The organism is Aquimarina sp. AD1, from assembly GCF_003443695.1.
Classification (GTDB): domain Bacteria; phylum Bacteroidota; class Bacteroidia; order Flavobacteriales; family Flavobacteriaceae; genus Aquimarina; species Aquimarina latercula.
On the sequence record NZ_CP031966.1, the window covers coordinates 1 to 21428 of the forward strand.

Genomic DNA, 21428 nt, shown 5'->3' on the forward strand with positions numbered 1-21428 from the left:
ATTAAGAGTAATACAAAACACCTTACTTAATTTATATTGGCATTATTGATTTCCTCTGTATTAAAATTACAAATGAATTGGTATAATACTGCTTCGGAAATCATTTGTTTGTTAACAAACTAATTAACAAAATGCGTACCATTTATAAATGAATGGATTACAGTTTTAAAAAATAAAAGCCTTTGGATGCTACTGGATGTGTGATATGGTAAGATAGCTTACTAAATATAAGGAATTTATATGAATTAATCAATATCGATGTTTGAGTTTTTATGATTTACAAGTTCATCCAATATGTCGATGATTATTTGGCAACCGATACTAATTTCTTCTTCCGAGATCGTTAAAGGAGGCGTAATACGTACTGCTTTTGGTTCAAAAAGAAGCCAAAAAAGTATTAATCCTTTATCTTGACATCTTAAAACAATTTCATTTGTTATTTCAGCAGAAGGTGTTATTAAAGCTAACATTAACCCGACACCTCTTATTTCTTTTATCAAAGGGTGTACTAAGAACGATCTAAATAATTTTTCTTTTTTTAATGTTGCTGCCATTAAGTCACTTTCTGTAATTTCCTGCAAAGTTGCCAAAGCGGCAGCCGCGATGACAGGATTGCCTCCAAATGTGGTAATATGACCAAGTTTTGGATTGTCTTGTAATTGATCCATCATTGAAGAAGAAGCTGTAAAAGCTCCTATTGGTAATCCACCACCCATTCCTTTTCCCATAACAATTATATCCGGAATGATATCATAATTTTGAAATCCAAACAGTTTTCCGGTACGACCAAATCCAGGTTGAATTTCATCTAGAATTAGCAAAGCGCCAACTTCACTACAGCGTTTTCTAACTTTTTTAAGATAATCATTAATAGGCTCAATGAATCCAGCTCCTCCTTGTATGGTTTCTAGAATGACACCTGCAGTTTTATTTGTAATGCTTTGTATATCAGCTTCCTTGTTGAAATTAATAAACGAAACATCCGGAATAAGAGGTCTAAAAGCTTGTTTTCGTTCTTCAAAACCCATAACACTCATTGATCCCATAGTATTACCATGATACGCTAATTTAGCAGCTATGATTTCACTTCTTCCAGTAGTTCTTCGTGCTAATTTTAAGGATCCTTCTATTGCTTCTGTTCCTGAGTTTGTTAAATATGTTTTTTCTAAAGGATCGGGTAGAAGAGAAGCTAGTAATTTGGTAAGTTCCACTGCCGGTTTTTGAATATATTCTCCATAAACCATTACATGTAAATACTTGTCAAGTTGCTCTTTTATAGCGTTCACAACTCTAGGATGTTTGTGACCAAGACTACAGGCAGATACACCTGCTACAAAATCTAAATACTTTTTGTTTTCAGTTGAAAAAATATGACTCCCTTCTGCATGCGAAATTTCCATTGCCAAGGGATGTGGAGTAGTTTGCGCTTGATAAGTAAAGAAATCTTTTTTCACATTCGTAAAGTTAAGTCAATATGAAGTTTTCGATAGCTTATTTTAATGTTTAAAAAAAGAAAAGATTTAAAAAGAATCTTGTTTATTTCTTTTCTTGAATACTATCTAAAGTCTTTTTGTTTTTTAACGTTGTTACTGTAATGCTATCTCGTTGTCTTGCCGTACGATTAAGATCATGGTCCACAAAAGCTACCTTTTTTGGTAATTCTTTTTTAGAAGTTGTATCATTTTTCTTTTTGGCTTTTGTGTTTTCCTTAGTCTTTTTCTTGGGTTTTAGAATTTCATCCAACTCTTCATTAGTTTCCTTTAATTCTGCGTCTTCAAGTTTTTGCTCTAATAGTCGAGAACCTTCGGATTTGTTTTCTTCTAGACGCTTTATAGTTTCTTCATCAAAGAAGTCATCATCTTCTACAGGAAGTGGTATCCCTGTTATTTTTGTCAACTTGGGAGGTGTTTCTCCTCTAAAAAGATCCTTCTTACTAAGTATTTGTTCTTCTCCTCTCCATTTAAAACCAGATAGTTCCCTAGCATTTTCAGGCAAATCAATTTCTCTATACAATGTTCCGTCTACATTTTGATAATAGTAGACATCTACAATTTCTCGTTGTTCTAGTAGTAATTTTATCGAGCTCGATAATACTTTATTAATACCAATCAGTTTAAGTTCTCCTTCACTTTCTCTTTGATAAAATATAGTTTCTGTATTCTTATCAATATCTACTTGATAAATTTCATTGTCTTTAAATAATCCATATAACGTTTGACCTTTCACCTGATTATAACCCGCTTTTAGGGTGTCTTCTTGGACTAAAAATGCATTTTGATACACAACCAGTGAATCAAGCTTTTCAGTTTCAGTATTTGATATAATCTTTATAGTATCACCGGTCATTTGATTTCGCTGAGACCAAATAATAGGTTTACCTACCATTTTAGTATATCCAGTGGTTTGATCTACATTAATAGAATCACTCTTACCACTCATATTACTTTTAAAAATTCGAACATCATAAAAACCATTCATAATTCTACGTTCTGGTTTCCCTGTAACCATTAACGTGTCACTGTGAATGTAGATCGAGTCTTTTTCCTGTAAGGTGGATGCTAATGCTCTTTTTGTGATAAAAACAGAATCTTTGTCCTTAAAAACTTCCGCATAATGACCTGTAATAATAGAATTATTGGCAGTGTCTAATACTTTAATGTTATTGGTGGCTGATGCAAATTGGATGGCACTATTATAAAATATACTATCACCAAAAACAGTTCGATTATCATAATCAATACGAGCATTTTTTATCGCATATCCAGTCTTTATTTTAGTATCATAAAAACCGCGCTCACAATAGAGTGTACTTTCTTCTCCTTTTACTGTTGATGGTCCGTATAAATATGCATGACCGTTATCTGTATAATAATCCAAACGATCAGAATCTACCGTATTTTCTGGGTTAACAATTTTTACTTTTGTATTAAATGAATATTGTTTTCTGTCCATAAAATACCTTCCTATTTTACTAGTAAGTGTGTTAGAAGAATCTTTTACTGTTCCACCACTTCTGTAATAAGCTTGCTGACGTAATCGATCAAAAAATAGTGTATCTGTTGTTAATGTATTCGATGGGGTTTCTAAAAAGACTTTTTCTCTCGCATATGCAAATTTACTATTACCATTATATTCAGCATAAGCACTTGTCATAGTAAGCGTATCTCCTTGCTTCATTTTTACATTACCAAAAGCTCTTACAAACTTATCTTCTCCATAATGAACGGCTTGATCACACCATATTTCAATGCCTTCGTGTTCAATATAAACTTGTTTTTTTACTTTGGCAAGAATCGTTGCACCGGGAAAACGTTCTTCGTTTTTAATGGTACGATCTGATTGAACCTTGATTTTTTTACCTTCTTGAGCAAACGAGATAGTGCAAAAAAGAAGTGTAAAAGTTATATAGAAAAATGTATTTTTCAAGTATCTGTAATTTGTCTGCAAAATAACGAAAATTGTATGTAATGATTGTATCCGTTCATGCATAAATACTTAAGCAATGAAGTTTTGTTGCATTTTTGATCTAAAATCAATGAATCATTATAATTTTCTGCTAATGGTTATTAAGTTTAACTAGAGTATAATTTAGAGAAAAGGATTTTCGCAAAACAGAAGTTATTAGCCTTTTAATACTATAAACGAAAAATCCCTTATTACCGCACGTAACAAGGGATCTATACTTTACTAAGAATAAAGTTAAATTAAGATTGTAATCCTGGAATTTCAACAACTTCATTTACATCTTTGGTATAATCGATTCCAGCTACTTTAAACCCAAATAAGTTAAAGAAATCATTACTGTATCCTTCTAAATCACCAATAGTTGATAACGTTTCTGTGGTGGCACTATCCCAAAGCTCTTTTATCTTTGCTTGAATATCTTCGCGCATTTCCCAATCATCGACTCGTATTCTGCCTTTGTCATCGGTAGCGATTTCATTGTTGTTATATAATCGATCTGCAAACAAACGTTGCATTTGCTCTATACATCCTTCATGAACATTATTTTCTTTCATTATTTTGTATAATAAAGAAATGTATAGAGGAATAACAGGAATAGCTGAACTAGCTTGTGTTACTAGCGCTTTATTTACAGAAACATATGCTTTTCCGTTTATATCAGCAAGAGAATCAGTAATATCAAATGCTGTTGCTTCTAAATGATCTTTGGCTCGACCAATAGTTCCTTTTCTATATACAGGTTCAGTTAACTTAGGACCAATATAAGAATAGGCAATTGTTTTAGCTTCTGGAGCTAATAAATTTTCTTTTTGCAAAGCATCAATCCAGAACTTCCAATCTTCTCCCCCCATAACTGTCACTGTATTTTCTATGTCTTCTTCAGTAGCAGGTTCTATGGATACTTGAGATATATTTCCGGTATGGAAATCTACAGTTTTATTTGTGTAAGAATCTCCAATAGGTTTTAAAGAGGATTTATGTTTTACTCCAGTTTCTGGATGTACTCTTACAGGAGAAGCTAAACTATAAATTACTAAATCAATTTGGCCTAGATCTTTCTTGATAAGAGCGATGGTTTGCTCTTTTATCTCATTAGAAAATGCATCTCCATTAATACTTTTGGCATATAATCCGGCTTCATGCGCTTGTGTCTCGAATGCAGCAGTATTATACCATCCTGGAGAGGCTGGTCTATTTGTTTTAGGTGGTTTTTCTAAAAAAACTCCTATTGTAGCAGCGTTAGAACCAAAAGCACTAGTAATTCTTGAAGCAAGACCAAACCCGGTAGATGCTCCTATAACTAGTACATTTTTTGGACCTTCAATAGATCCTTTAGATTTAATATAATTGATTTGATTTAGTACATTTTGTTCACATCCTTTAGGATGTGCTGTCAAGCAGATAAAACCGCGAGTTCTTGGTTCGATAATCATTGTGTAATGTCTTTTCTGAGTGTACGAACATAGCCTAAAAAGAGTCGATTTCCAAGTAAAAGAACAGGAGATTGAATAATTTTTGAAATTCAATAACTATCCAGTAAAATCCATGAAAGTATTTTTAAAAATGTATATTGATACATAGTTGAAAAATATGTGTTAATATTTACGAAAAAGGTAGTGAATCAGGTGGTAAATAATTCATTTTATCCTCTTTAGAGTTGAAAATATCGAAACTATAATGAGCATTTACTAATTCTTTAAAGTTGTTCTATAAATCGGGAAATTCCGTAATGAATCCTTTAAAATTATTCGATTTAGATTTTTGTATGTAGTGGTTTACAATGTTAACTGCTGCAATCGTCAATGTTCTATTAAACTTATCGGTTGCATTTAATTTAGTCACATATGATAAAATATGATTAGAAATTTTTTTACAGGCTGTATCTGCATCACTAAAACTTATGTATATCCAAGCTAGTCTTAGGTGTGCTTCATGATTGAATAAAGAAGGGTTCAGAGTGCCTTCTTTGAATAATCGTATAAATTCTAAATCATCTAAATCAAAATGCGTCTTCATTTTTAATGATATTAGCTTTTATGGTTTTTTACCGTAAACATTGGTAATGCAACTTGGTATTTTACTACAATTAGTCGAATAATAATAATTAATAAGGTTGTAATTATATATGTAAGATTAATTGGAGTGTTCAGTGTATATAAAATCATAAAACATATTCCTCCGGCAATAGATGCAGTTGCATAAATTTCCTTTCTAAAAATCACCGGTATTTCATTACATAGTATATCTCTGATAACACCTCCAAAACATCCTGTCATGGCTCCTAAAGCTATAGAAATAATAGGAGCTAAATTGGTCTGTATCCCTGTTTCTACACCGATGATTGTGAAAATACCTAATCCTATGGTATCAAATAAGAAGAGGGATTTTTTTAAATAATTTAATTTATTTCTAAATATAATAGAGAGCATAGTTACTCCTCCAATTAAATACAAGTTTACAGTGTTTTGCATCCAGGATACAGGTGTTGCACTAATTAACACATCCCTTAGAGTTCCACCACCAATAGCGGTGACAAATGCAATAATAAAGATTCCAAACAGATCGAATCTTCTATTCATCGCACTTAAAGCTCCAGAAATAGCAAAAGCAATAGTTCCTAAAATATCCAAAGTATCGAAAAGTGTCATTTTCTTTTATTTTGGAATAAAAGTAGGGTATCTAATTGAAATTATGATTTTTCGGATTCATCTTTCTGATGATTATCTAGGATATCTATATATGAATAACAATTCTTAATAACTTTAGTGTAAGGTTTATCATCAAATTGCTACTTTTACATCAGTTAAATAGAAAAGATTATGTCAGATACTATAGAAAGAATAAAATGCCTTATTATAGGTTCAGGACCTGCAGGTTATACTGCAGCAATATATGCAGCCAGAGCAGATTTAAAACCAATTATGTACACTGGTATGGAACCAGGAGGTCAGTTAACTACTACGACTGAGGTAGATAATTTTCCGGGATATCCTGAGGGAATCGATGGACCTACAATGATGGTGCAATTACAGCAACAAGCCGAGCGTTTTGGAACTGAAGTCCGAATAGGGATGGTTACTTCTGTCGAATTTAGTAAAGAAGTAGGAGGTATTCATAAAGTTACAGTTGATAATACGAAAGAGATCGAAGCAGAAGCTGTAATAATATCTACTGGTGCCACTGCTAAATATTTAGGTTTGCCTAGCGAACAGAAATTACGTGGAGGTGGAGTTTCTGCCTGTGCAGTTTGTGATGGATTCTTTTATAAAGGACAAGATGTTGCTATTGTAGGAGCTGGTGATACTGCAGCAGAAGAGGCTACTTATTTGGCTAATATTTGCTCTAGTGTTACGATGCTTGTGCGTAAAGATTATATGAGAGCTTCGAAAGCTATGCAACATCGTGTAAATAATACTCCAAATCTTAAAGTGCTTTATAATACAGAAGTTGATGAGGTGATAGGAGATCAGGTAGTAGATGGTCTGCGTATGGTAAACAATCAAACTGGAGATAAGTCTGAAATTTCAATAACAGGATTGTTTATAGCTATTGGTCATAAACCTAATACTGATATTTTTAAAGATCAGATTGATATGGATGATACTGGATATATTATTACAGAAGGTAAGTCTACAAAAACGAATATTCCTGGAGTATTTGCTTCTGGAGATGTTCAGGATAAAGAATATAGACAAGCGGTTACTGCTGCAGGTACTGGTTGTATGGCAGCATTGGATGCAGAAAGGTATCTTGCTACAATAGAAACTAGTGAAGAAGTTTCTGCGTAAATAATAGTATATCGATACGATAAAAAACACCTGATATGTATTAAATACATATCAGGTGTTTTTTTATTATAGTTTTAGTAAACCAGGACTATAATCTATTTTTTTCTTGTACAATATAGCTTCATTAGTAAATACAGGGATATTGATTTTTGGTTCTCCAAGAAGGTAAATCTCTGAATCATCCTTGGCTTCAATAGTAATTTCTTCATTGGCTATTAAATAACAATCGGTAGAACCTTCAGCAATTATTGAAGTTTTTTCTGTGATTAATTTTTCACCATAGAAATCAGTATTTCCATCGGCTCTTAATAGCATCGAAGTTACTTTCCCTTCTAATTTTGCATATCCTTTTTGATATAAGTCTATTTTTAGGCTATCTGCTTCTACGATACCTTTAAGTTCAGAGTCATCATTTACTTGATAAAAAGCTTCATTTGCATTTATATGTAAATCAACATTAGATTTGCCATTTGTAATACTACTTGTTTTATCAGCTTCAATACTTAGAAACATCTCAGAATCATCATTACTTTCGATTCTTATGTTTGAAGCTTTTATTAAAGAAGTAGATTTAAGTTGTACTTTATTAAAAGATACTATCTTTTTTAAATCTTGAGCATAACTGATTTTAATATTAAGTGCTTTTGAGCGTTTGATCCTTTTATCAGACTTAATATTTAAGATGCTATCTTGTACAGTTATATTGATTACTTCCTGTAAATTACTATCTGCCTCAATAGATATTATATTATCACTGTCTTCTTGTAATGTTACTTCAAAATTATCATTGAGTTGTATGGTATGAAAGGCATCTACCGATTTTTGCTCCGTAACAACAATTTTGTTCCCTTTTATTTTTTCTTTCTGAGCATGTATATTTCCTAAGCTAATAATAAATAATGCAATAAGCATCCAAGTTCTCATAGTGTGAAAGTTTTTATTTTTAAACTTTAATTTTTTCATTTCAGTATAATTAATTTGCTAAAATTATCCGTGCAAATCATATTTGTACTATAAAGATAATTTTACAAATGGACATATTCCAAAAGGCGTACCAAAAAAATAACCTCTATGGGATTAGAGGCTTTTTTTTTCTACCAAATGCAAAAAAAACGTTTAACAAGGCAATGTTATTTAAGGTATTATTTTACTTTTTTCGCTTCTTCTACTATTTTACCATTTTCGCGTACAATCATTTTTGAGACTACACTGTTCTTGTCTTGTATAAACTCAAAGGTGAGAGGGCTTTGTTTATGAAAAAATAAATTTTCTGTTTGCGGGTATACTATTGCGTTCATTTTGCCAGCATTTACTTCTAAATGTTGCTCTTCTTTGGTAATAATTACTGTTCCCGTTTGTGGCGCTTGGTAGGTTCCTATATATTTATTTAAGATATTATCTGATAAGGAAATTTCTTTTTTGTCTGTATTTTGTGGCGCTGGTTGGTGATCGTAACTAAGAACTCTAGTCATTTTCCATTGTTCATTTTTATGTTGCCAAACGTGAGTGAATTTAGCTATTTCAACAAGTTTTTCTTTTTTATCTTTTTCTGAAACATAAAAAACGTGTTCTCCAGTAATAATTGCACCATAATTATTTAGAGGATATACCTGTACACTACCTTCTACAACTTCTCTGCGAACTCTTGGGTTTTCTGGATTGCATAATCCATTTTCTACACTGGACATCATTTTAGTAAGTCCAGAAGTAAGCCCTCCTTTATCGTGATAAAACTCAAAATCTTCTACAAAAAAAGTTTTAAATGTAGTAATGTCACAAGTGTTATATGATTTCCAGAATTTTTTATCTAGCTCTAGAATTGTTTCTTCTAATGAAGAATTATTTTGTGCGGTTAGAAGTGAAGGAATTAACGCTATAAATAAAAGTTTATGAGTTTTACTTAAAATTGTTTTTAACATGATAGTTCGTTTTTGATTGATTAATTTTTTTGATTGATTTTTTGGAGTATAATTGGGATCCATTTTCTAAAAATGGTCCATATCATAAATGATATTATTATGAGAACTAAACCGATACCTATTGGTAAGATCCCTCCAAAAGTATAGGTAAGTCCAAGTATAAAACCCAGTAAATTTCCTGGAAGATATATTGGAATGAAAAAAGCTAGAATAATTGGCGTCCAAATAGCATATTGTAAAATGTTTTCTAACCTTAATTCCCATAATAAAGCTATTAATATTCCGAAAACTAATCCTCCAATAAAACCCTTTGCGATTTTTGATAAGCTGTAGGTAATTGAGTTTTTATTATGTAGCCACTTACTTAAGGAAATCAAAATCCAACTTAGTAAGGGGATTGATAATAATCCCCACCAATTTGATATTCCAGGTAAATCTTCTCGGGCTAATAGATGATGTGTCGTTACCCCATTATTATAATGATATTCCCAAAAGATATGAAGCCCAACTAATGATGTAACAAGAATAATGAATGGTAATTTGTTCTGAATTACTTTTTGTGTGATCATTTTTTGATTTTTAAAATGATGAAAAGAAAAAACCACCCAAAAAGCATAAATATCTAAATAACTTGTCTGTCAACAATGGAAGCTTTTCAGGTGGTTCGATTTTTGGTTGGTTGGTGGTTGGTCTGTGGTTGAATTTATTGGTTATATATTTGTTTAATTTCTTTTTACGTTTCCTCCAGAATTTTCTACTTCATCAACTTTTCCAGGTTCTCCATAGTAATTAATATTAGCACCACTAGTTGCTTTTCCTGTAAATTGATCTTTAGCATGGATTCTAATCATTGCACCACTAGTAGCTTTTGCTTCTGATACTAAACTTAATAATTCACTAGCTCTAATATCAGCACCACTAGTTGCGCTTGCATTATGGTTGTTTACTTTTCCGGATAGATCCATCATTGCTCCACTGGTTACAGATGTAGTAAGCGTTTCCGCTTTTACTTTTAGTTCAATATCTGCACCACTTGTTGCACTAATTGCAAGGTCTTTTTGTACAACTGCTCCTTGAGATGTTACTTTAGAACCACTAGTAGCAGATATTTTTCCTAGTTTATCATATGATACATATACTGTTTTCTCGTCTGCTTGATAAATGTTTTTGTCAGAAGTGATATATAGTGTCTCGCCTTCTACATATACCTCTATATGCTGATGTAAATTTTCATTAGCTTCAATGATTACTTTTCTATCTTTTTTATTCGTTAAAACTACATCTAAACCTCGACTTGATTTGATAGTATCAAAGTTTTCGTTAATGGTCTTTTCTTTTTTAATTACATCTCCCTGACCTCTAACTCCATTAAAGGCTATGTTACAAGAACAACATAATGCAGATAAGCATATGGTTACTATTATTTTAGCTAGTGTTGTCATAATTTAAGTGATTTAATTTGTTAAACTGTTCGTTTTTTGATTGTTACTAATTATCGGTTTTGATTTTTATTCCGTTCTCGTCAATTTTTATATCTACTTCTTCACTTTTGATTTGTACTCCATCTTCGTCAATCTTAAGATTTGCATTGTCATCATCAGAGTTGATATTAATTTTTACTCCGTCATCAGAATCCTTATCATCTTCTTCCCATTCATTGTATTCCCATTCATCCTTTGGACAGTCTAGACAACTAAGTTTTCCATCTATTAGTTTTAGATATTTACCTTCTTTACCATCAATAGTTAGATAATCGTTATATTTCCAAGAGTTATTAAAACCAGAGGTATTATCATCTGCATATATTGTCATCCCTTCGGGTATAGAAATTATGATTTCAACTTCTTGATCATTGTACTTATTTGTGTAATCAGTGATAGCATACCCGTCTAATAATAAGGTGTTCCCTTTTATGTCATAATTATACTTGATTGCAGCAGCTCTTTCTTTTGCTCCATCATAACTACTTCCTTCTGCATTTTTTCTAATAATTAATTTTGGTGTTGAATCCTCTCTGTTTTCTTTAATCAAAACTTCTACATCCTGAATTACAATCACCTTATTATCATTTTCATCTCTTTTTATTTTAAAATCATTTCTGTGATATAAACCTCTTACATATCTGTTGTTTCCAACCATTTTTATAGTTAAAGTGTCGTTTGATTGTATGTTTAAGTTTCTCGAATCTTCGATTACTTCAGCATCATAAGCTTCTTGAGTAGCTTGACGAATCCCTACTACGGTTAATCCTATTACAGATAGAATCCAAACAGCTAAAAGAGCTAACTTGGCTGGTGTACCTATTGATTTTAGATTATTGATTACAATTTTTAATCCTAAAATGAATAAAAAGAAAAATGGAATACCTACTGCAAATAATGTAAGTAATGATACCAACCATAAAGGAATATTAGGATGATTGACAACATCAATATATTCAGTAAATGGTGTTTCTATAAATCCAAAAGTACCAACAGTAAATAAGCTAATAAAAAGACTTATTAAAGTAATACCTGCAACTATTATAAGTAATACACCTATAAATTTTACGAATATTTTTAATACTACTAATAGTACATCTCCAAGGGCGTCAAAGAAACTAGTAGATCCACTTTTTACTTTATCACTATATTTTTGATAATCTACGTCTTTAACTTTATCTGCAACATCATTAAATCCTTCCTTGATTTTTTTTTCAATGTTACTGATATTTACTGCCTCACCTTTCATAGCTAGGTAATCTGCAGTACTTTTTGCTTCTGGTACAAAAATCCAAAATGCTATATATATAAGAATAAATGCACCACTAGAGAATACAGTAAATAATATCCATGCGATTCTTAACCAAATAGGATCTATACCTAGGTAATGACTTAACCCGGAACTTACACCTCCTACATACGAGTTAGAAGTATCTCTGAATAATTGTTTAGACTTGGTAGTTCTTTGGTATGATGATTTTGGTTCATCTTCAAAAATTTCTTCATCCAATCTATAATCTTCGGGTTGCCCCATTACTTCGATTACTTCATCAACTTCTTTGATGCCTATTACTTGTCTTTCATCTTTTATTTTTTCACTGAAAAGTTCTGCTATTCTAGCTTCGATATCAGCGATAATTTCATCTCTACCTTGAGAGTCGGTAAACGAACGTTTTATCGCCTGAATATAGCGCTGCAGCTTTAAGTAAGCGTCTTCATCGATATGAAAAAATATGCCTGCTAAATTTATATTGACTGTCTTGTTCATTTTTGTTTCTTTTTTTGTTTAGTAACTATGGTTACTGCATTTTGTAATTCGTCCCAAGTAGTGTTTAATTCTTTAAGAAAAAGTTTTCCTGTTTCTGTAAGTCCATAATATTTACGTGGTGGTCCTGATGTTGACTCCTCCCAGCGATAGCTTAGTAAGCCTGCATTTTTAAGTCTGGTTAGTAGGGGATATATTGTGCCTTCTACAACTAACATCTTTGCATCTTTAAGGGTCTCTAAAATCTCTGCCACATAAGCATCATCGTCCTTAAGAATTGAAAGTATGCAATATTCCAGAACACCTTTGCGCATTTGCGCTTTTGTGTTTTCGATCTTCATAAAACTGATTTTTAAAAAGTTAAACTGTTCATTTTTTGATTAATAATTGATTGATGATTATTATTTAAATAAATATTGATCAGAGAATACAACCCCTGCAATAAATACAGTTGATAAAAGATAATTGATTAAGTTAAATTTTAAATTGTATCTCTGCTCTTTTGATGTTTTAATTACTAATATGAGTAATGTAAAACTTACTAATAATGGTAAAATCCAATATCCTAGACCTAACCAAGCACTAATTCTAGCTTCATCATTAGGATTAAAAATAGATATTATCATAGCTAATACTCTAGAGTAAAAAGCAAAGAATAAAAATGGATACCAATACTCATTATTTGTTTTTTTTATAAAATAGAAAATGACAAAAGCCTGAATTATTGTAAATAATGGACCTGCAGCACTTACTAATTGTTGATGCCAACTATATTGATATTCTCCTTCCTTCAGGAATGCAGAGTTAAGTGTCATTCCCATTTCATATCCTAAAATTTTCCCAGTGATGAAGTGGGCCAACTCATGAAAAAAGAAGGAGGATACCACAGCTATAGCTGTAATTAAAACATATTTTATATTGATTGATGAGTTCATGTTAAAATTACTTTATAAAGCGTATTGTTAATGGATATTTATATCGCTCACCTTTATTTCCTTTAATCGCAGCAGAGATGATAAAAATGATTTCTAAAAAGAAACCAATTAAAGCAATAACTCCTACAAAAGAAGCGCCTATTAATGTTCTAAATCCACCATCACTAGAAAAGTGAAGATCTAATCCATTATGATTAAAAATATCGAACAAAGAAGCATCTCCAAGTATGTTGAACATAAAAAATGGAAAGGATATCATTCCTAAAATAACAGTGTATAATAAAATACTTAACTGAAAATTGATTGCTTCTTTTCCGTGTTCGTCTATAAAATCGGATTTTTCTTTATTGGTAGTCCATAGAAGTATGGGAACAATAAAATTACCGAATGGAATAAAGTACTTAGTAAACACTCCTAAGTGCATAAATGTAGCGATGTTATTGTGGTTGTTAGTTGACATTTTTTTAAAGTATATAATAGTTTCTTATACAAATATATGGTTAAAAGAAGGTATTATGCAAAACATAGTACCATATTTTAACATAATTTTATGATTTAAAGCGATTTTGTATGTCCATTCTTTTTCAATATTTTAGAACAATTAAATATCATATTATGAAGATTACACCAGGAAAAATTAACACCTTCACAATGTTTAAGTTACCCTCTGCTTGGCTCTGTGGTGTTCGTGTAAAACAAATTAGTGAATCTAGTTGCACTGTAAGCGTTAAGCATAGATGGATGAATCAAAACCCTTTTAATTCCATGTTTTGGGCGGTACAAGGTATGGCTGCAGAGATGAGTACAGGTGCCATGGTTTCTGGTCAAATTAGAGAAAGTGGCAAAAAAATATCCATGTTGGTAGCAAATAATAATGCAACTTTTACAAAAAAAGCCACAGGTAGGATCACATTTATTTGTAATGACGGTCATTTGATTAAAGAAGCTATCCAAGAAACTATTAAAACTGGAGAAGGACAAACTGTATGGATGAAATCTATAGGGACAAATAAACAAGGTGTTGAAGTTTCTACATTTAATTTTGAATGGACAATTAGATTAAAAACCAAGTAGGTTTAAGTGTAAAAGGTTATTAATTTTTATTTATTAGATACTAAATTCTGTAACACTTTGTGTTAATCTGTAACTTATATATTGAGACTATTCATTAATCAATAAAATAAATAATTAAATATGACAGCACACGAAATTGACTACGCCATCTATGGAGAAGAAATGCAATATGTGGAAATAGAACTAGATCCTCAAGAAGGAGTGATTGCAGAGGCAGGTAGTTTTATGATGATGGAAGATGGTATCAAGATGGATACTATTTTTGGAGATGGTTCCCAGAAAAATGAAGGGTTTATGGGAAAGATTTTTGGAGCAGGAAAACGCTTACTTACTGGCGAAAGTCTTTTTATGACTGCTTTTTATAATGAAGTTGTGGGGAAGAAGAAAGTGAGTTTTGCTTCTCCGTATCCAGGAAAAATTATTCCTATAGATCTTACAGAATATGGTGGTAAGTTTGTTTGTCAGAAAGATGCATTTCTTTGTGCAGCTAAGGGAGTTTCTGTTGGGATCGAGTTTTCAAGAAAATTAGGAAGAGGCTTATTTGGAGGAGAAGGGTTTATTATGCAAAAGCTAGAAGGAGATGGAATGGCTTTTGTACATGCAGGAGGAACTACTGCTCGAAAAGAATTAAAAGTAGGAGAAACATTGAAAATAGACACTGGATGTATTATAGGTTTTTCTAAAGGTGTTAATTACGATATAGAAATGGTAAAGGGTATTAAGAACACGATTTTTGGAGGCGAAGGATTGTTTTTTGCGAACTTAACAGGCCCAGGAGTGGTTTATATACAATCTTTACCATTTAGTAGGTTAGCAAATAGAGTGCTAGCATTAGCTCCTAGAGGAGGAGGCAAAAGTAGAGGAGAAGGTAGTATTTTAGGTGGTTTAGGTGATCTTTTAGATGGCGATAACAATTTTTAGTAAAGTTAAATAAGGGTTAAAAGACGGTTTTTTAGTTTTATTTGACTATATTAGTTGTAACAACTTTAAAAACTGTAAGTATTATCCTACAATTACTTGTATTAAACCTAACATTTAAACCCCTATTAATTTATGGCGAGAGCAATGTTTGATTATACCAAGACTGTACTGAAAAAGGTTAGTTTTGATGTAAATCTATTTACAAAGGAAGTAATTAAAGCACTAAACAGATTACTACCGCACGAGATTGAAGAATTAAAACTTTGGATTCAATCTTTGGCACTTAACAAACCAGAGTTAGAACCTTGTTTAATTTATTTAAAATCATAAAATTATAAAAGCGACTTTTTAGTCGCTTTTTATTTTTGATATAGGGCTTATAATCTGAACATTCTGAAAAGTAATTGCTCCTTTTACTACACCAGCGATTGTACTGTGTAGTGCTTCTATAATTTGCATTTTTAACTCACTTTTGTGAAAAATAAGGCTTACTTCTCGAGCTGGAGAAGGTTCGTTAAAAAAATGTAGATTTCCTTTTTCCTTATCATTGATATCCAATGTATGTAGGTAAGGTAATAGTGTCATTCCTAATCCTTCATTAGATAGTTTAACCAATGTTTCGAAACTTCCGCTTTCTAACTGAAAATGATCTTCGTCATAGCTCTTTTGGGTTTTGCATAAGTTTACAATTCCATCTCTAAAGCAATGCCCATCTTCTAACAATAACATGTCGTCTATATCTAGATCAGATATGTCTATTTTATTCTTTTTATTTAATCGATGACTAGGAGGTATATAGCCAACAAAAGGCTCATAGTATAACACACGCTCCTTAATACTTTCATTCTGTAAAGGAGTTGCAGCAATTGCAGCATCAAGATGTCCGTCTTGCAAACGTTCCATAATAGCCTCAGTTGTTAGCTCCTCAATTTTTAGTTTTACTTTTGGATATTTTTTTATGAAATTATGTAAGAACATAGGTAATAAAGTAGGCATTACCGTTGGTATAACTCCTAATTTAAATTCTCCTCCAATAAACCCTTTTTGTTGATCAACTATATCTTGTATTCGTTCACTTTCATTAACTATATTCCTAGCCTGTTGTACTAGTTTTTTACCCACTTCTGTAAGCTCAATTGGCTTTTTACTTCGGTCAAATATTAGGATAGCTAGTTCTTCTTCTAATTTTTGAATTTGCATACTCAATGTAGGTTGAGTAACAAACGTTTTTTCTGCTGCTTTTGTGAAATTTTGATGTTCAGCAACTGCTAATACATATCGTAGCTGTGTAATGGTCATGTTGTTAATTTTGGATGACAAAAATAGGAAAGCTATTGATAAAACTTATTAATGATATACTAAAAATTTGTTTTTTCTATTGAAATTTTTTCAAGAAAATGTTGACCTCTCTCTATTTAACCATACTAAACAATAAAACTTATAATAATTAAAAATTTAACAAATGAAAATAGTAAGTAAATCTTTAGTGATATTGGGATTAAGTATTGGTGCGTTATTAACTTCTTGTTCAGAAGAGGAAATTTTAGAAGATCTTACAGGAGGTTGTATCGCCATTAATGCAATTGAAAATTATAGTGCTGCACTAGAGCGATATGGAAATGACCCTAGTGTAGAAAATTGTGAATCTTTAAAAGCTGCATCGATAGCATATTTGAGTGCATTGGACGATTGTCCACTTATTGAAGATGCTGATTTGGAAGAAGCACTAAGGGATGCTAGTGAAACGAATTGTGAAGATTAATATTTAGTAGTTATTATATAAAAGGGTTTTACTTATATTATAAAGTAAAACCCTTTTTTCTTGATTGATGAATATGTTATTCTATATTAGAACCTAATTTCTAATTCTAGATCTTCGTTACCTACTTCAAATTTTGCATCACTCCACATTGGTGGTCCATAGCTCATATTGTTGTTAGATACTCCATAACTTTCTTTTGGCATTCCGTTTTCTTCAAAATCCATTCTTTCATTATTATTGGCATCGTGCACACAAGAGATACCATACTCTCCAGTAGGAATATCTTTAAAAGTTATTTTAGCGATACCATTTTTTATTTCTCCTTTTGTTGATTTAATAGGAGCAGCTTTCATAAAAGTAGCTTCATCATATAATCCAAAAAGTACGGCGCCATCAGAACTCGATACATTAGGTACTGTTACTGTGATAGTAATCCCTTTGGTGTCTTGTGCATTAGTTACAAAGTGTATGGCTGTCATTGCTAAAAATAATACTAGAGTTTTCATAAGAGTTTAGTTTTTTGATTTTTATTATTTCGTTTTGATGATTCAAAAGTCTATAAAACTTGGATACTCTTATAAAGTATATCACCCAATTGTAGAATTTAATGGATGAAATGTAAATAGTGTTTGATTGAGGAATTATAAAAGCCCTCTAGCTTTGATCTCTAAATATTTATTAATGGTGTTTACAGTTAAGTCTTCTGGGGATGTTAGAACCGTTTGTATACCATGTCTTTGTAGCTCTTTTACCATGATTTTTTTATCGTAGGCAAATTGTTGTGCAATAGTTTGATCATAGATAGCTTGGAGATCCTCCGCATTCTGATGTATCAATTGATGTAATTCTGTGTTCTCAAAGAATATAACTACTAATAAATGTTTCTTAGCTAATGCTTGTAAATAAGGAAGTTGTCTTTTTAACGCGGAGATATGCTCAAAGTTAGTGTATAATAAAAGTAAGCTACGATGATTAATTTGTCTTTTTACATGGGTGTATAACAATCCAAAATCCGAATCTAAAAACTGGGTTTTAACGTTGTATAATGTTTCTGACACATTATTTATGTAGGTTTTCTTTCTGCTGGCAGGTAAAAAATTATTGACAGAATTAGAGAAAGTAAGCATTCCTACTTTATCATTCTTTTTGAGAGCGATATTAGAAAAAGCTAGTGTGCTATTTACAGCATAATCTAATAAACTTAACTCTTTAAAAGGCATTTTCATTACTCGACTCTCATCAATTATAGAATATATTGGTTGTGATTTTTCATCCTGAAATTGATTGATCATTAGGTTTCCATGCTTGGCAGTTGCTTTCCAGTTTATTGTTCGTACATCATCGCCAATTACATATTCTTTAATCTGTTCAAACTCCATTGTGTGGCCAATACGTCTTATTTTTTTAAGCCCAAATTGAGTTAATTTATTATCAATAGCTAAAAAATCATACTTCTTCATTTGTATAAAGGATGGATACACCTTTACCATAGCTGATTTGTCAAAGCTATATCTTTTTTTGACCAAATTGATTTTGGTCATAGTGTAGACATGTAGATGGCCAAAAACATATTCACCTCTTTTAACCGGTCTTAATGAATACTCAAAATCTAAAGTTGACTTTGGAGGTATTACTCCAGTCTTTAGAAAGTCTCTTTTTTGAAATTGGATAGGGATCTCATCTATTATTTCTGTAAATGTTGTAAACGCATAGTTACTTTTAACTCGCACAGGTATTGCATTAAGATCACTATTAGAAAATTTTTCAGGCAACAACCTACTTGCTTCAATACCTTTTTTTGTATTAAATAAAATAACAATATCAAATAAAAAGGTAACTACTAATCCCCATAATAATAACCAAGCTATTGGATACAATACATTGAACCAATAAGATGTTAAAAAAAGCACCGATAGTATAGCGAGTATATAAAATACTCGTGAACTTAGATATAAGGATTTGTAAAATTTGATCACAGTTAACGAGGTATTTCTACTGATTGGATAATCATTTCAATAACATCTTCTGTAGTCATTCCCTCCATTTCACGTTCTGGTGATAATATAATACGGTGTCGTAAAACTGGGTACAAGGATTTTTTAATATCCTCTGGAGTTACAAAATCTCTACCATTAATTGCAGCAAAAGCTTTGGAAGCATTCATTACCGCTATAGAAGCACGTGGCGAACCTCCAAGGTATAGATGAGGATGTGTTCTAGTCTTGGTAACAATTTCTGCGATATATCCTATAATTTTTTCTTCGATAATAACTTCTTGAGTTTTTTTCTTGTATTCTGCAAGTTTTTCAGGAGTCATTACAGAATTTACTAGTTCTAATGGTTTTAATGTCTTTCTTTCGTGATGCGTTTTTAGAATATTTACTTCTTCTTCTAACGACGGATAATCCACTTTGATTTTAAACAAAAAACGATCTAGTTGCGCCTCTGGTAAAGCATATGTTCCTTCTTGCTCGATTGGATTCTGTGTTGCTAGTACCATAAAAGGTGGTTCCATTATATACCTAATACCGTCTATAGTAACTTGTCGTTCTTCCATTACTTCAAATAGAGCGGCCTGAGTTTTTGCAGGAGCACGGTTGATCTCATCAATTAAAACCATGTTAGAAAATATTGGCCCTTTTTTGAATTCGAAATCACTAGTTTTCATGTTTAAAACAGAAGTTCCTAATACGTCACTTGGCATTAAATCTGGAGTAAATTGAATTCTATTAAAGTTGGTTTCTAAGGTTTTTGCAAACAACTTAGCGGTTACTGTTTTGGCAATTCCAGGGACCCCTTCTATAAGAACATGTCCATTGGATAATAGAGATACAATTAGTAATTCAATAAAATCCTGCTGTCCGATAATAACTTTAGCTAGTTCTGATTTTAGTCTTTCTACTGCTTGTTGTAATTCGCTAAGATCAATACGATTCTCAAAATTTATATTTTCTGAAGTTTTTTCTGTTGGAATAATACTTTCTTGAGTAGCCTCAGAAGGAGTAGTGTTATCGGGAGCTTTTTGAGCATCATTTTGTAACTCTTCGTTTTCCATATGATTTCGTTTTTTCTCTTTTTAAGAGTATGTTTTATATCGTTTCCGTTATGATTTGTTTTTAAATTCGCTAATCATATTATATAGTCGAATTAATTCTTCTTTAGTTATTATTCTTTTTCTACTAAGTTCCTCAAAGTATGTAAACAATGCTTTGGTATCTTCAAAATCATTATTACTTCTTGCAGAAATGTCTAACAAAGTTTTTTCATCCAAAGTATTTGTAGGTATTCTTAGATCATGATGAACATAATCTAAGAAAAGAAGATTTTGTTTTTCTACAATTTCTTTATGCTTTTCCTTCTCAAAATACATTGCACTAATCGTTCTAGTAAAAGCTAATGTTTGATTTTTTAGAGGTGTTATAATCGGGATACTTCTTTGTTTTCTTTTTCCTTCAAAAATCACAAAAAGTAACACTCCAATCAGTAAGATGTAATAAGCCCATTTTAAGTATCTATTTTGTAATAAGAAAAACAAAGGAGAGCTATAGAATGTTTTTCCTGATTTGTAATGATTGTCCCAAAGAATATTTTTTTTAAAGTCAATATAGCTCAATAAATTTTGGGTATATTCATAATTGTTATCAGTTAACATAAAGTAGTTTCCGAAAGCTTCTGGAAAAGAGTGTAGTAGTATCTCACCTTGACCAAAAGGTTGCTTAATATAGTTCAGCTTAGGGTTTTTAATTTGTAATGTGTCATTGTATAATTGAGTAAGTCCAAGAACCGTAGTGCTTGTAGTATCTATCTCACTAAAATATGGATTGTAGGTGTCGCGATCATAATGATATGGTTTTTCTACTTTTAAGTTCTTATTTACTAGTTCGACCATCGGTTGCGTAGAAATATCATCTAAGGATACTAGGTTATCTAATTCAATAGATAGTGTATCTAATAATTTACTACTAATAGATTTTGAAGATACAAATAGCGTATTTCCTTTTTCTACCCAGTTTAGTATTCGATCCAATTCAGCGCTATCAAAATCTATAGAACCATTTACAAAAAAGTATGTTCCACTAATCGTATCATTGTCTAATAAGAATTCATAAGGCGGTTTATTAATATCTTTTAATGTACTCTTATCAAAAGTTTCTTTAATCATATTGTAAGAAACGAAGGTGCCTAGCGGAATTTTATCTGTTTTGGCATAGCTAGGAAACCAATTAATGGGTTCTGGTTCACTTGCTTCTAAAAAGGTAAGAAGACCTATTAAGGCAATAATTACAATAATGAATATTTTAGTCTTTTTAGTTAGCAA

Annotated in this window: 23 protein-coding genes; 5 read left to right on the forward strand and 18 right to left on the reverse strand. The window is 31.4% G+C overall.

All coding sequences use genetic code 11. From position 1 onward, the window contains the following. Nucleotides 1-245 precede the first annotated feature (245 nt). The 5 genes from D1815_RS00005 to D1815_RS00025 all read right to left on the reverse strand — a co-directional run bounded on the left by D1815_RS00005 (nucleotide 246) and on the right by D1815_RS00025 (nucleotide 6113). Nucleotides 246-1454, reverse strand: coding sequence for an aspartate aminotransferase family protein (locus D1815_RS00005; protein ID WP_118385440.1), 1209 nt, complete (start codon nucleotides 1452-1454; stop codon nucleotides 246-248). 82 nt (nucleotides 1455-1536) lie between these two features. Continuing rightward, nucleotides 1537-3426 carry an OstA-like protein gene (locus D1815_RS00010; RefSeq protein WP_233557529.1) on the reverse strand — a complete coding sequence of 630 codons (1890 nt, stop codon included), beginning with the start codon at nucleotides 3424-3426 and terminating at the stop codon, nucleotides 1537-1539. A gap of 278 nt (nucleotides 3427-3704) precedes the next feature. Next, a complete protein-coding gene (gene fabV, locus D1815_RS00015; protein ID WP_118385442.1) occupies nucleotides 3705-4898 on the reverse strand; it encodes an enoyl-ACP reductase FabV in 1194 nt (397 codons plus the stop codon). A gap of 274 nt (nucleotides 4899-5172) precedes the next feature. Further along, nucleotides 5173-5481 (reverse strand): hypothetical protein, encoded by a 309-nt coding sequence (locus D1815_RS00020; RefSeq protein WP_233557527.1) that lies wholly within the window; start codon nucleotides 5479-5481, stop codon nucleotides 5173-5175. A gap of 11 nt (nucleotides 5482-5492) precedes the next feature. Then, complete coding sequence (locus D1815_RS00025) at nucleotides 5493-6113, reverse strand: trimeric intracellular cation channel family protein (protein WP_118385443.1); 621 nt, start codon at nucleotides 6111-6113, stop codon at nucleotides 5493-5495. Between the two features lie 171 nt (nucleotides 6114-6284). On the opposite strand from D1815_RS00025, the gene trxB reads away from it, so the two are divergent. Then, nucleotides 6285-7253, forward strand: coding sequence for a thioredoxin-disulfide reductase (gene trxB, locus D1815_RS00030; RefSeq protein WP_118385444.1), 969 nt, complete (start codon nucleotides 6285-6287; stop codon nucleotides 7251-7253). Nucleotides 7254-7319: 66 nt separating this feature from the next. Here the strand turns inward: trxB and D1815_RS00035 are convergent, their stop codons facing one another. From D1815_RS00035 to D1815_RS00070, 8 genes are all read right to left on the reverse strand, one after another. Beyond that, a complete protein-coding gene (locus tag D1815_RS00035; RefSeq protein WP_162897313.1) occupies nucleotides 7320-8177 on the reverse strand; it encodes a GIN domain-containing protein in 858 nt (285 codons plus the stop codon). Nucleotides 8178-8395: 218 nt separating this feature from the next. Continuing rightward, nucleotides 8396-9172: a DUF4440 domain-containing protein gene (locus tag D1815_RS00040; protein ID WP_158594422.1), complete on the reverse strand. Its 777-nt coding sequence runs from the start codon at nucleotides 9170-9172 to the stop codon at nucleotides 8396-8398. Nucleotides 9173-9192: 20 nt separating this feature from the next. After that, nucleotides 9193-9741: a hypothetical protein gene (locus D1815_RS00045; protein WP_118385447.1), complete on the reverse strand. Its 549-nt coding sequence runs from the start codon at nucleotides 9739-9741 to the stop codon at nucleotides 9193-9195. 153 nt (nucleotides 9742-9894) lie between these two features. Continuing rightward, a complete protein-coding gene (locus D1815_RS00050) occupies nucleotides 9895-10614 on the reverse strand; it encodes a head GIN domain-containing protein (RefSeq protein WP_118385448.1) in 720 nt (239 codons plus the stop codon). A gap of 46 nt (nucleotides 10615-10660) precedes the next feature. Next, on the reverse strand, nucleotides 10661-12421 hold the full coding sequence (locus D1815_RS00055; protein WP_027392198.1) for a PspC domain-containing protein: 1761 nt from the start codon (nucleotides 12419-12421) through the stop codon (nucleotides 10661-10663). Next, nucleotides 12418-12759: a PadR family transcriptional regulator gene (locus tag D1815_RS00060; RefSeq protein WP_027392197.1), complete on the reverse strand. Its 342-nt coding sequence runs from the start codon at nucleotides 12757-12759 to the stop codon at nucleotides 12418-12420. The genes D1815_RS00055 and D1815_RS00060 overlap by 4 nt, the downstream gene beginning before the upstream one ends. A gap of 60 nt (nucleotides 12760-12819) precedes the next feature. Further along, complete coding sequence (locus D1815_RS00065; RefSeq protein WP_118385449.1) at nucleotides 12820-13353, reverse strand: hypothetical protein; 534 nt, start codon at nucleotides 13351-13353, stop codon at nucleotides 12820-12822. A gap of 7 nt (nucleotides 13354-13360) precedes the next feature. Continuing rightward, nucleotides 13361-13813, reverse strand: coding sequence for a DUF4870 domain-containing protein (locus tag D1815_RS00070; RefSeq protein ID WP_027392195.1), 453 nt, complete (start codon nucleotides 13811-13813; stop codon nucleotides 13361-13363). A gap of 155 nt (nucleotides 13814-13968) precedes the next feature. Here D1815_RS00070 and D1815_RS00075 point away from each other — a divergent pair, with 155 nt between their 5' ends. The 3 genes from D1815_RS00075 to D1815_RS00085 all read left to right on the forward strand — a co-directional run bounded on the left by D1815_RS00075 (nucleotide 13969) and on the right by D1815_RS00085 (nucleotide 15678). Beyond that, nucleotides 13969-14427, forward strand: a complete 459-nt coding sequence (locus tag D1815_RS00075) for a DUF4442 domain-containing protein (protein ID WP_118385450.1) — start codon at nucleotides 13969-13971, stop codon at nucleotides 14425-14427. A gap of 120 nt (nucleotides 14428-14547) precedes the next feature. Beyond that, nucleotides 14548-15348, forward strand: a complete 801-nt coding sequence (locus D1815_RS00080) for a TIGR00266 family protein (protein ID WP_118385451.1) — start codon at nucleotides 14548-14550, stop codon at nucleotides 15346-15348. A 132-nt stretch (nucleotides 15349-15480) separates the two neighbouring features. After that, nucleotides 15481-15678, forward strand: coding sequence for a hypothetical protein (locus tag D1815_RS00085; protein ID WP_027392192.1), 198 nt, complete (start codon nucleotides 15481-15483; stop codon nucleotides 15676-15678). 18 nt (nucleotides 15679-15696) lie between these two features. Here D1815_RS00085 and D1815_RS00090 read toward each other — a convergent pair whose 3' ends face one another. Beyond that, nucleotides 15697-16647, reverse strand: coding sequence for a LysR family transcriptional regulator (locus D1815_RS00090; protein WP_027392191.1), 951 nt, complete (start codon nucleotides 16645-16647; stop codon nucleotides 15697-15699). A gap of 163 nt (nucleotides 16648-16810) precedes the next feature. On the opposite strand from D1815_RS00090, the gene D1815_RS00095 reads away from it, so the two are divergent. Next, nucleotides 16811-17110: a hypothetical protein gene (locus D1815_RS00095; RefSeq protein ID WP_091408518.1), complete on the forward strand. Its 300-nt coding sequence runs from the start codon at nucleotides 16811-16813 to the stop codon at nucleotides 17108-17110. Between the two features lie 86 nt (nucleotides 17111-17196). Here D1815_RS00095 and D1815_RS00100 read toward each other — a convergent pair whose 3' ends face one another. The 4 genes from D1815_RS00100 to D1815_RS00115 all read right to left on the reverse strand — a co-directional run bounded on the left by D1815_RS00100 (nucleotide 17197) and on the right by D1815_RS00115 (nucleotide 21428). Then, on the reverse strand, nucleotides 17197-17616 hold the full coding sequence (locus tag D1815_RS00100; RefSeq protein ID WP_118385452.1) for a DUF2141 domain-containing protein: 420 nt from the start codon (nucleotides 17614-17616) through the stop codon (nucleotides 17197-17199). 135 nt (nucleotides 17617-17751) lie between these two features. Then, entirely contained in the window at nucleotides 17752-19083 is a 1332-nt protein-coding gene (locus tag D1815_RS00105; RefSeq protein WP_118389805.1) for a DUF58 domain-containing protein, read from the reverse strand. A 5-nt stretch (nucleotides 19084-19088) separates the two neighbouring features. Continuing rightward, on the reverse strand, nucleotides 19089-20165 hold the full coding sequence (locus tag D1815_RS00110; RefSeq protein ID WP_118385453.1) for a MoxR family ATPase: 1077 nt from the start codon (nucleotides 20163-20165) through the stop codon (nucleotides 19089-19091). A gap of 48 nt (nucleotides 20166-20213) precedes the next feature. Continuing rightward, the gene (locus D1815_RS00115; protein WP_027392186.1) at nucleotides 20214-21428 is read right to left on the reverse strand and encodes a DUF4350 domain-containing protein; all 1215 of its coding nucleotides are present in this window, start codon (nucleotides 21426-21428) and stop codon (nucleotides 20214-20216) included.

Bases quoted from the DNA above. Each gene is read 5' to 3' on its own strand.
- D1815_RS00055 (WP_027392198.1), bottom strand. From the start codon at position 12,421: ATGAACAAGACAGTCAATATAAATTTAGCAGGCATATTTTTTCATATC.
- D1815_RS00070 (WP_027392195.1), bottom strand. From the start codon at position 13,813: ATGTCAACTAACAACCACAATAACATCGCTACATTTATGCACTTAGGA.
- D1815_RS00075 (WP_118385450.1), top strand. From the start codon at position 13,969: ATGAAGATTACACCAGGAAAAATTAACACCTTCACAATGTTTAAGTTA.
- D1815_RS00040 (WP_158594422.1), bottom strand. From the start codon at position 9,172: ATGTTAAAAACAATTTTAAGTAAAACTCATAAACTTTTATTTATAGCG.
- fabV (WP_118385442.1), bottom strand. From the start codon at position 4,898: ATGATTATCGAACCAAGAACTCGCGGTTTTATCTGCTTGACAGCACAT.
- D1815_RS00065 (WP_118385449.1), bottom strand. From the start codon at position 13,353: ATGAACTCATCAATCAATATAAAATATGTTTTAATTACAGCTATAGCT.
- D1815_RS00020 (WP_233557527.1), bottom strand. From the start codon at position 5,481: ATGAAGACGCATTTTGATTTAGATGATTTAGAATTTATACGATTATTC.
- D1815_RS00090 (WP_027392191.1), bottom strand. From the start codon at position 16,647: ATGACCATTACACAGCTACGATATGTATTAGCAGTTGCTGAACATCAA.
- D1815_RS00100 (WP_118385452.1), bottom strand. From the start codon at position 17,616: ATGAAAACTCTAGTATTATTTTTAGCAATGACAGCCATACACTTTGTA.
- D1815_RS00110 (WP_118385453.1), bottom strand. From the start codon at position 20,165: ATGGAAAACGAAGAGTTACAAAATGATGCTCAAAAAGCTCCCGATAAC.
- D1815_RS00085 (WP_027392192.1), top strand. From the start codon at position 15,481: ATGGCGAGAGCAATGTTTGATTATACCAAGACTGTACTGAAAAAGGTT.
- D1815_RS00045 (WP_118385447.1), bottom strand. From the start codon at position 9,741: ATGATCACACAAAAAGTAATTCAGAACAAATTACCATTCATTATTCTT.
- trxB (WP_118385444.1), top strand. From the start codon at position 6,285: ATGTCAGATACTATAGAAAGAATAAAATGCCTTATTATAGGTTCAGGA.
- D1815_RS00080 (WP_118385451.1), top strand. From the start codon at position 14,548: ATGACAGCACACGAAATTGACTACGCCATCTATGGAGAAGAAATGCAA.
- D1815_RS00035 (WP_162897313.1), bottom strand. From the start codon at position 8,177: ATGAGAACTTGGATGCTTATTGCATTATTTATTATTAGCTTAGGAAAT.
- D1815_RS00095 (WP_091408518.1), top strand. From the start codon at position 16,811: ATGAAAATAGTAAGTAAATCTTTAGTGATATTGGGATTAAGTATTGGT.
- D1815_RS00025 (WP_118385443.1), bottom strand. From the start codon at position 6,113: ATGACACTTTTCGATACTTTGGATATTTTAGGAACTATTGCTTTTGCT.
- D1815_RS00050 (WP_118385448.1), bottom strand. From the start codon at position 10,614: ATGACAACACTAGCTAAAATAATAGTAACCATATGCTTATCTGCATTA.
- D1815_RS00060 (WP_027392197.1), bottom strand. From the start codon at position 12,759: ATGAAGATCGAAAACACAAAAGCGCAAATGCGCAAAGGTGTTCTGGAA.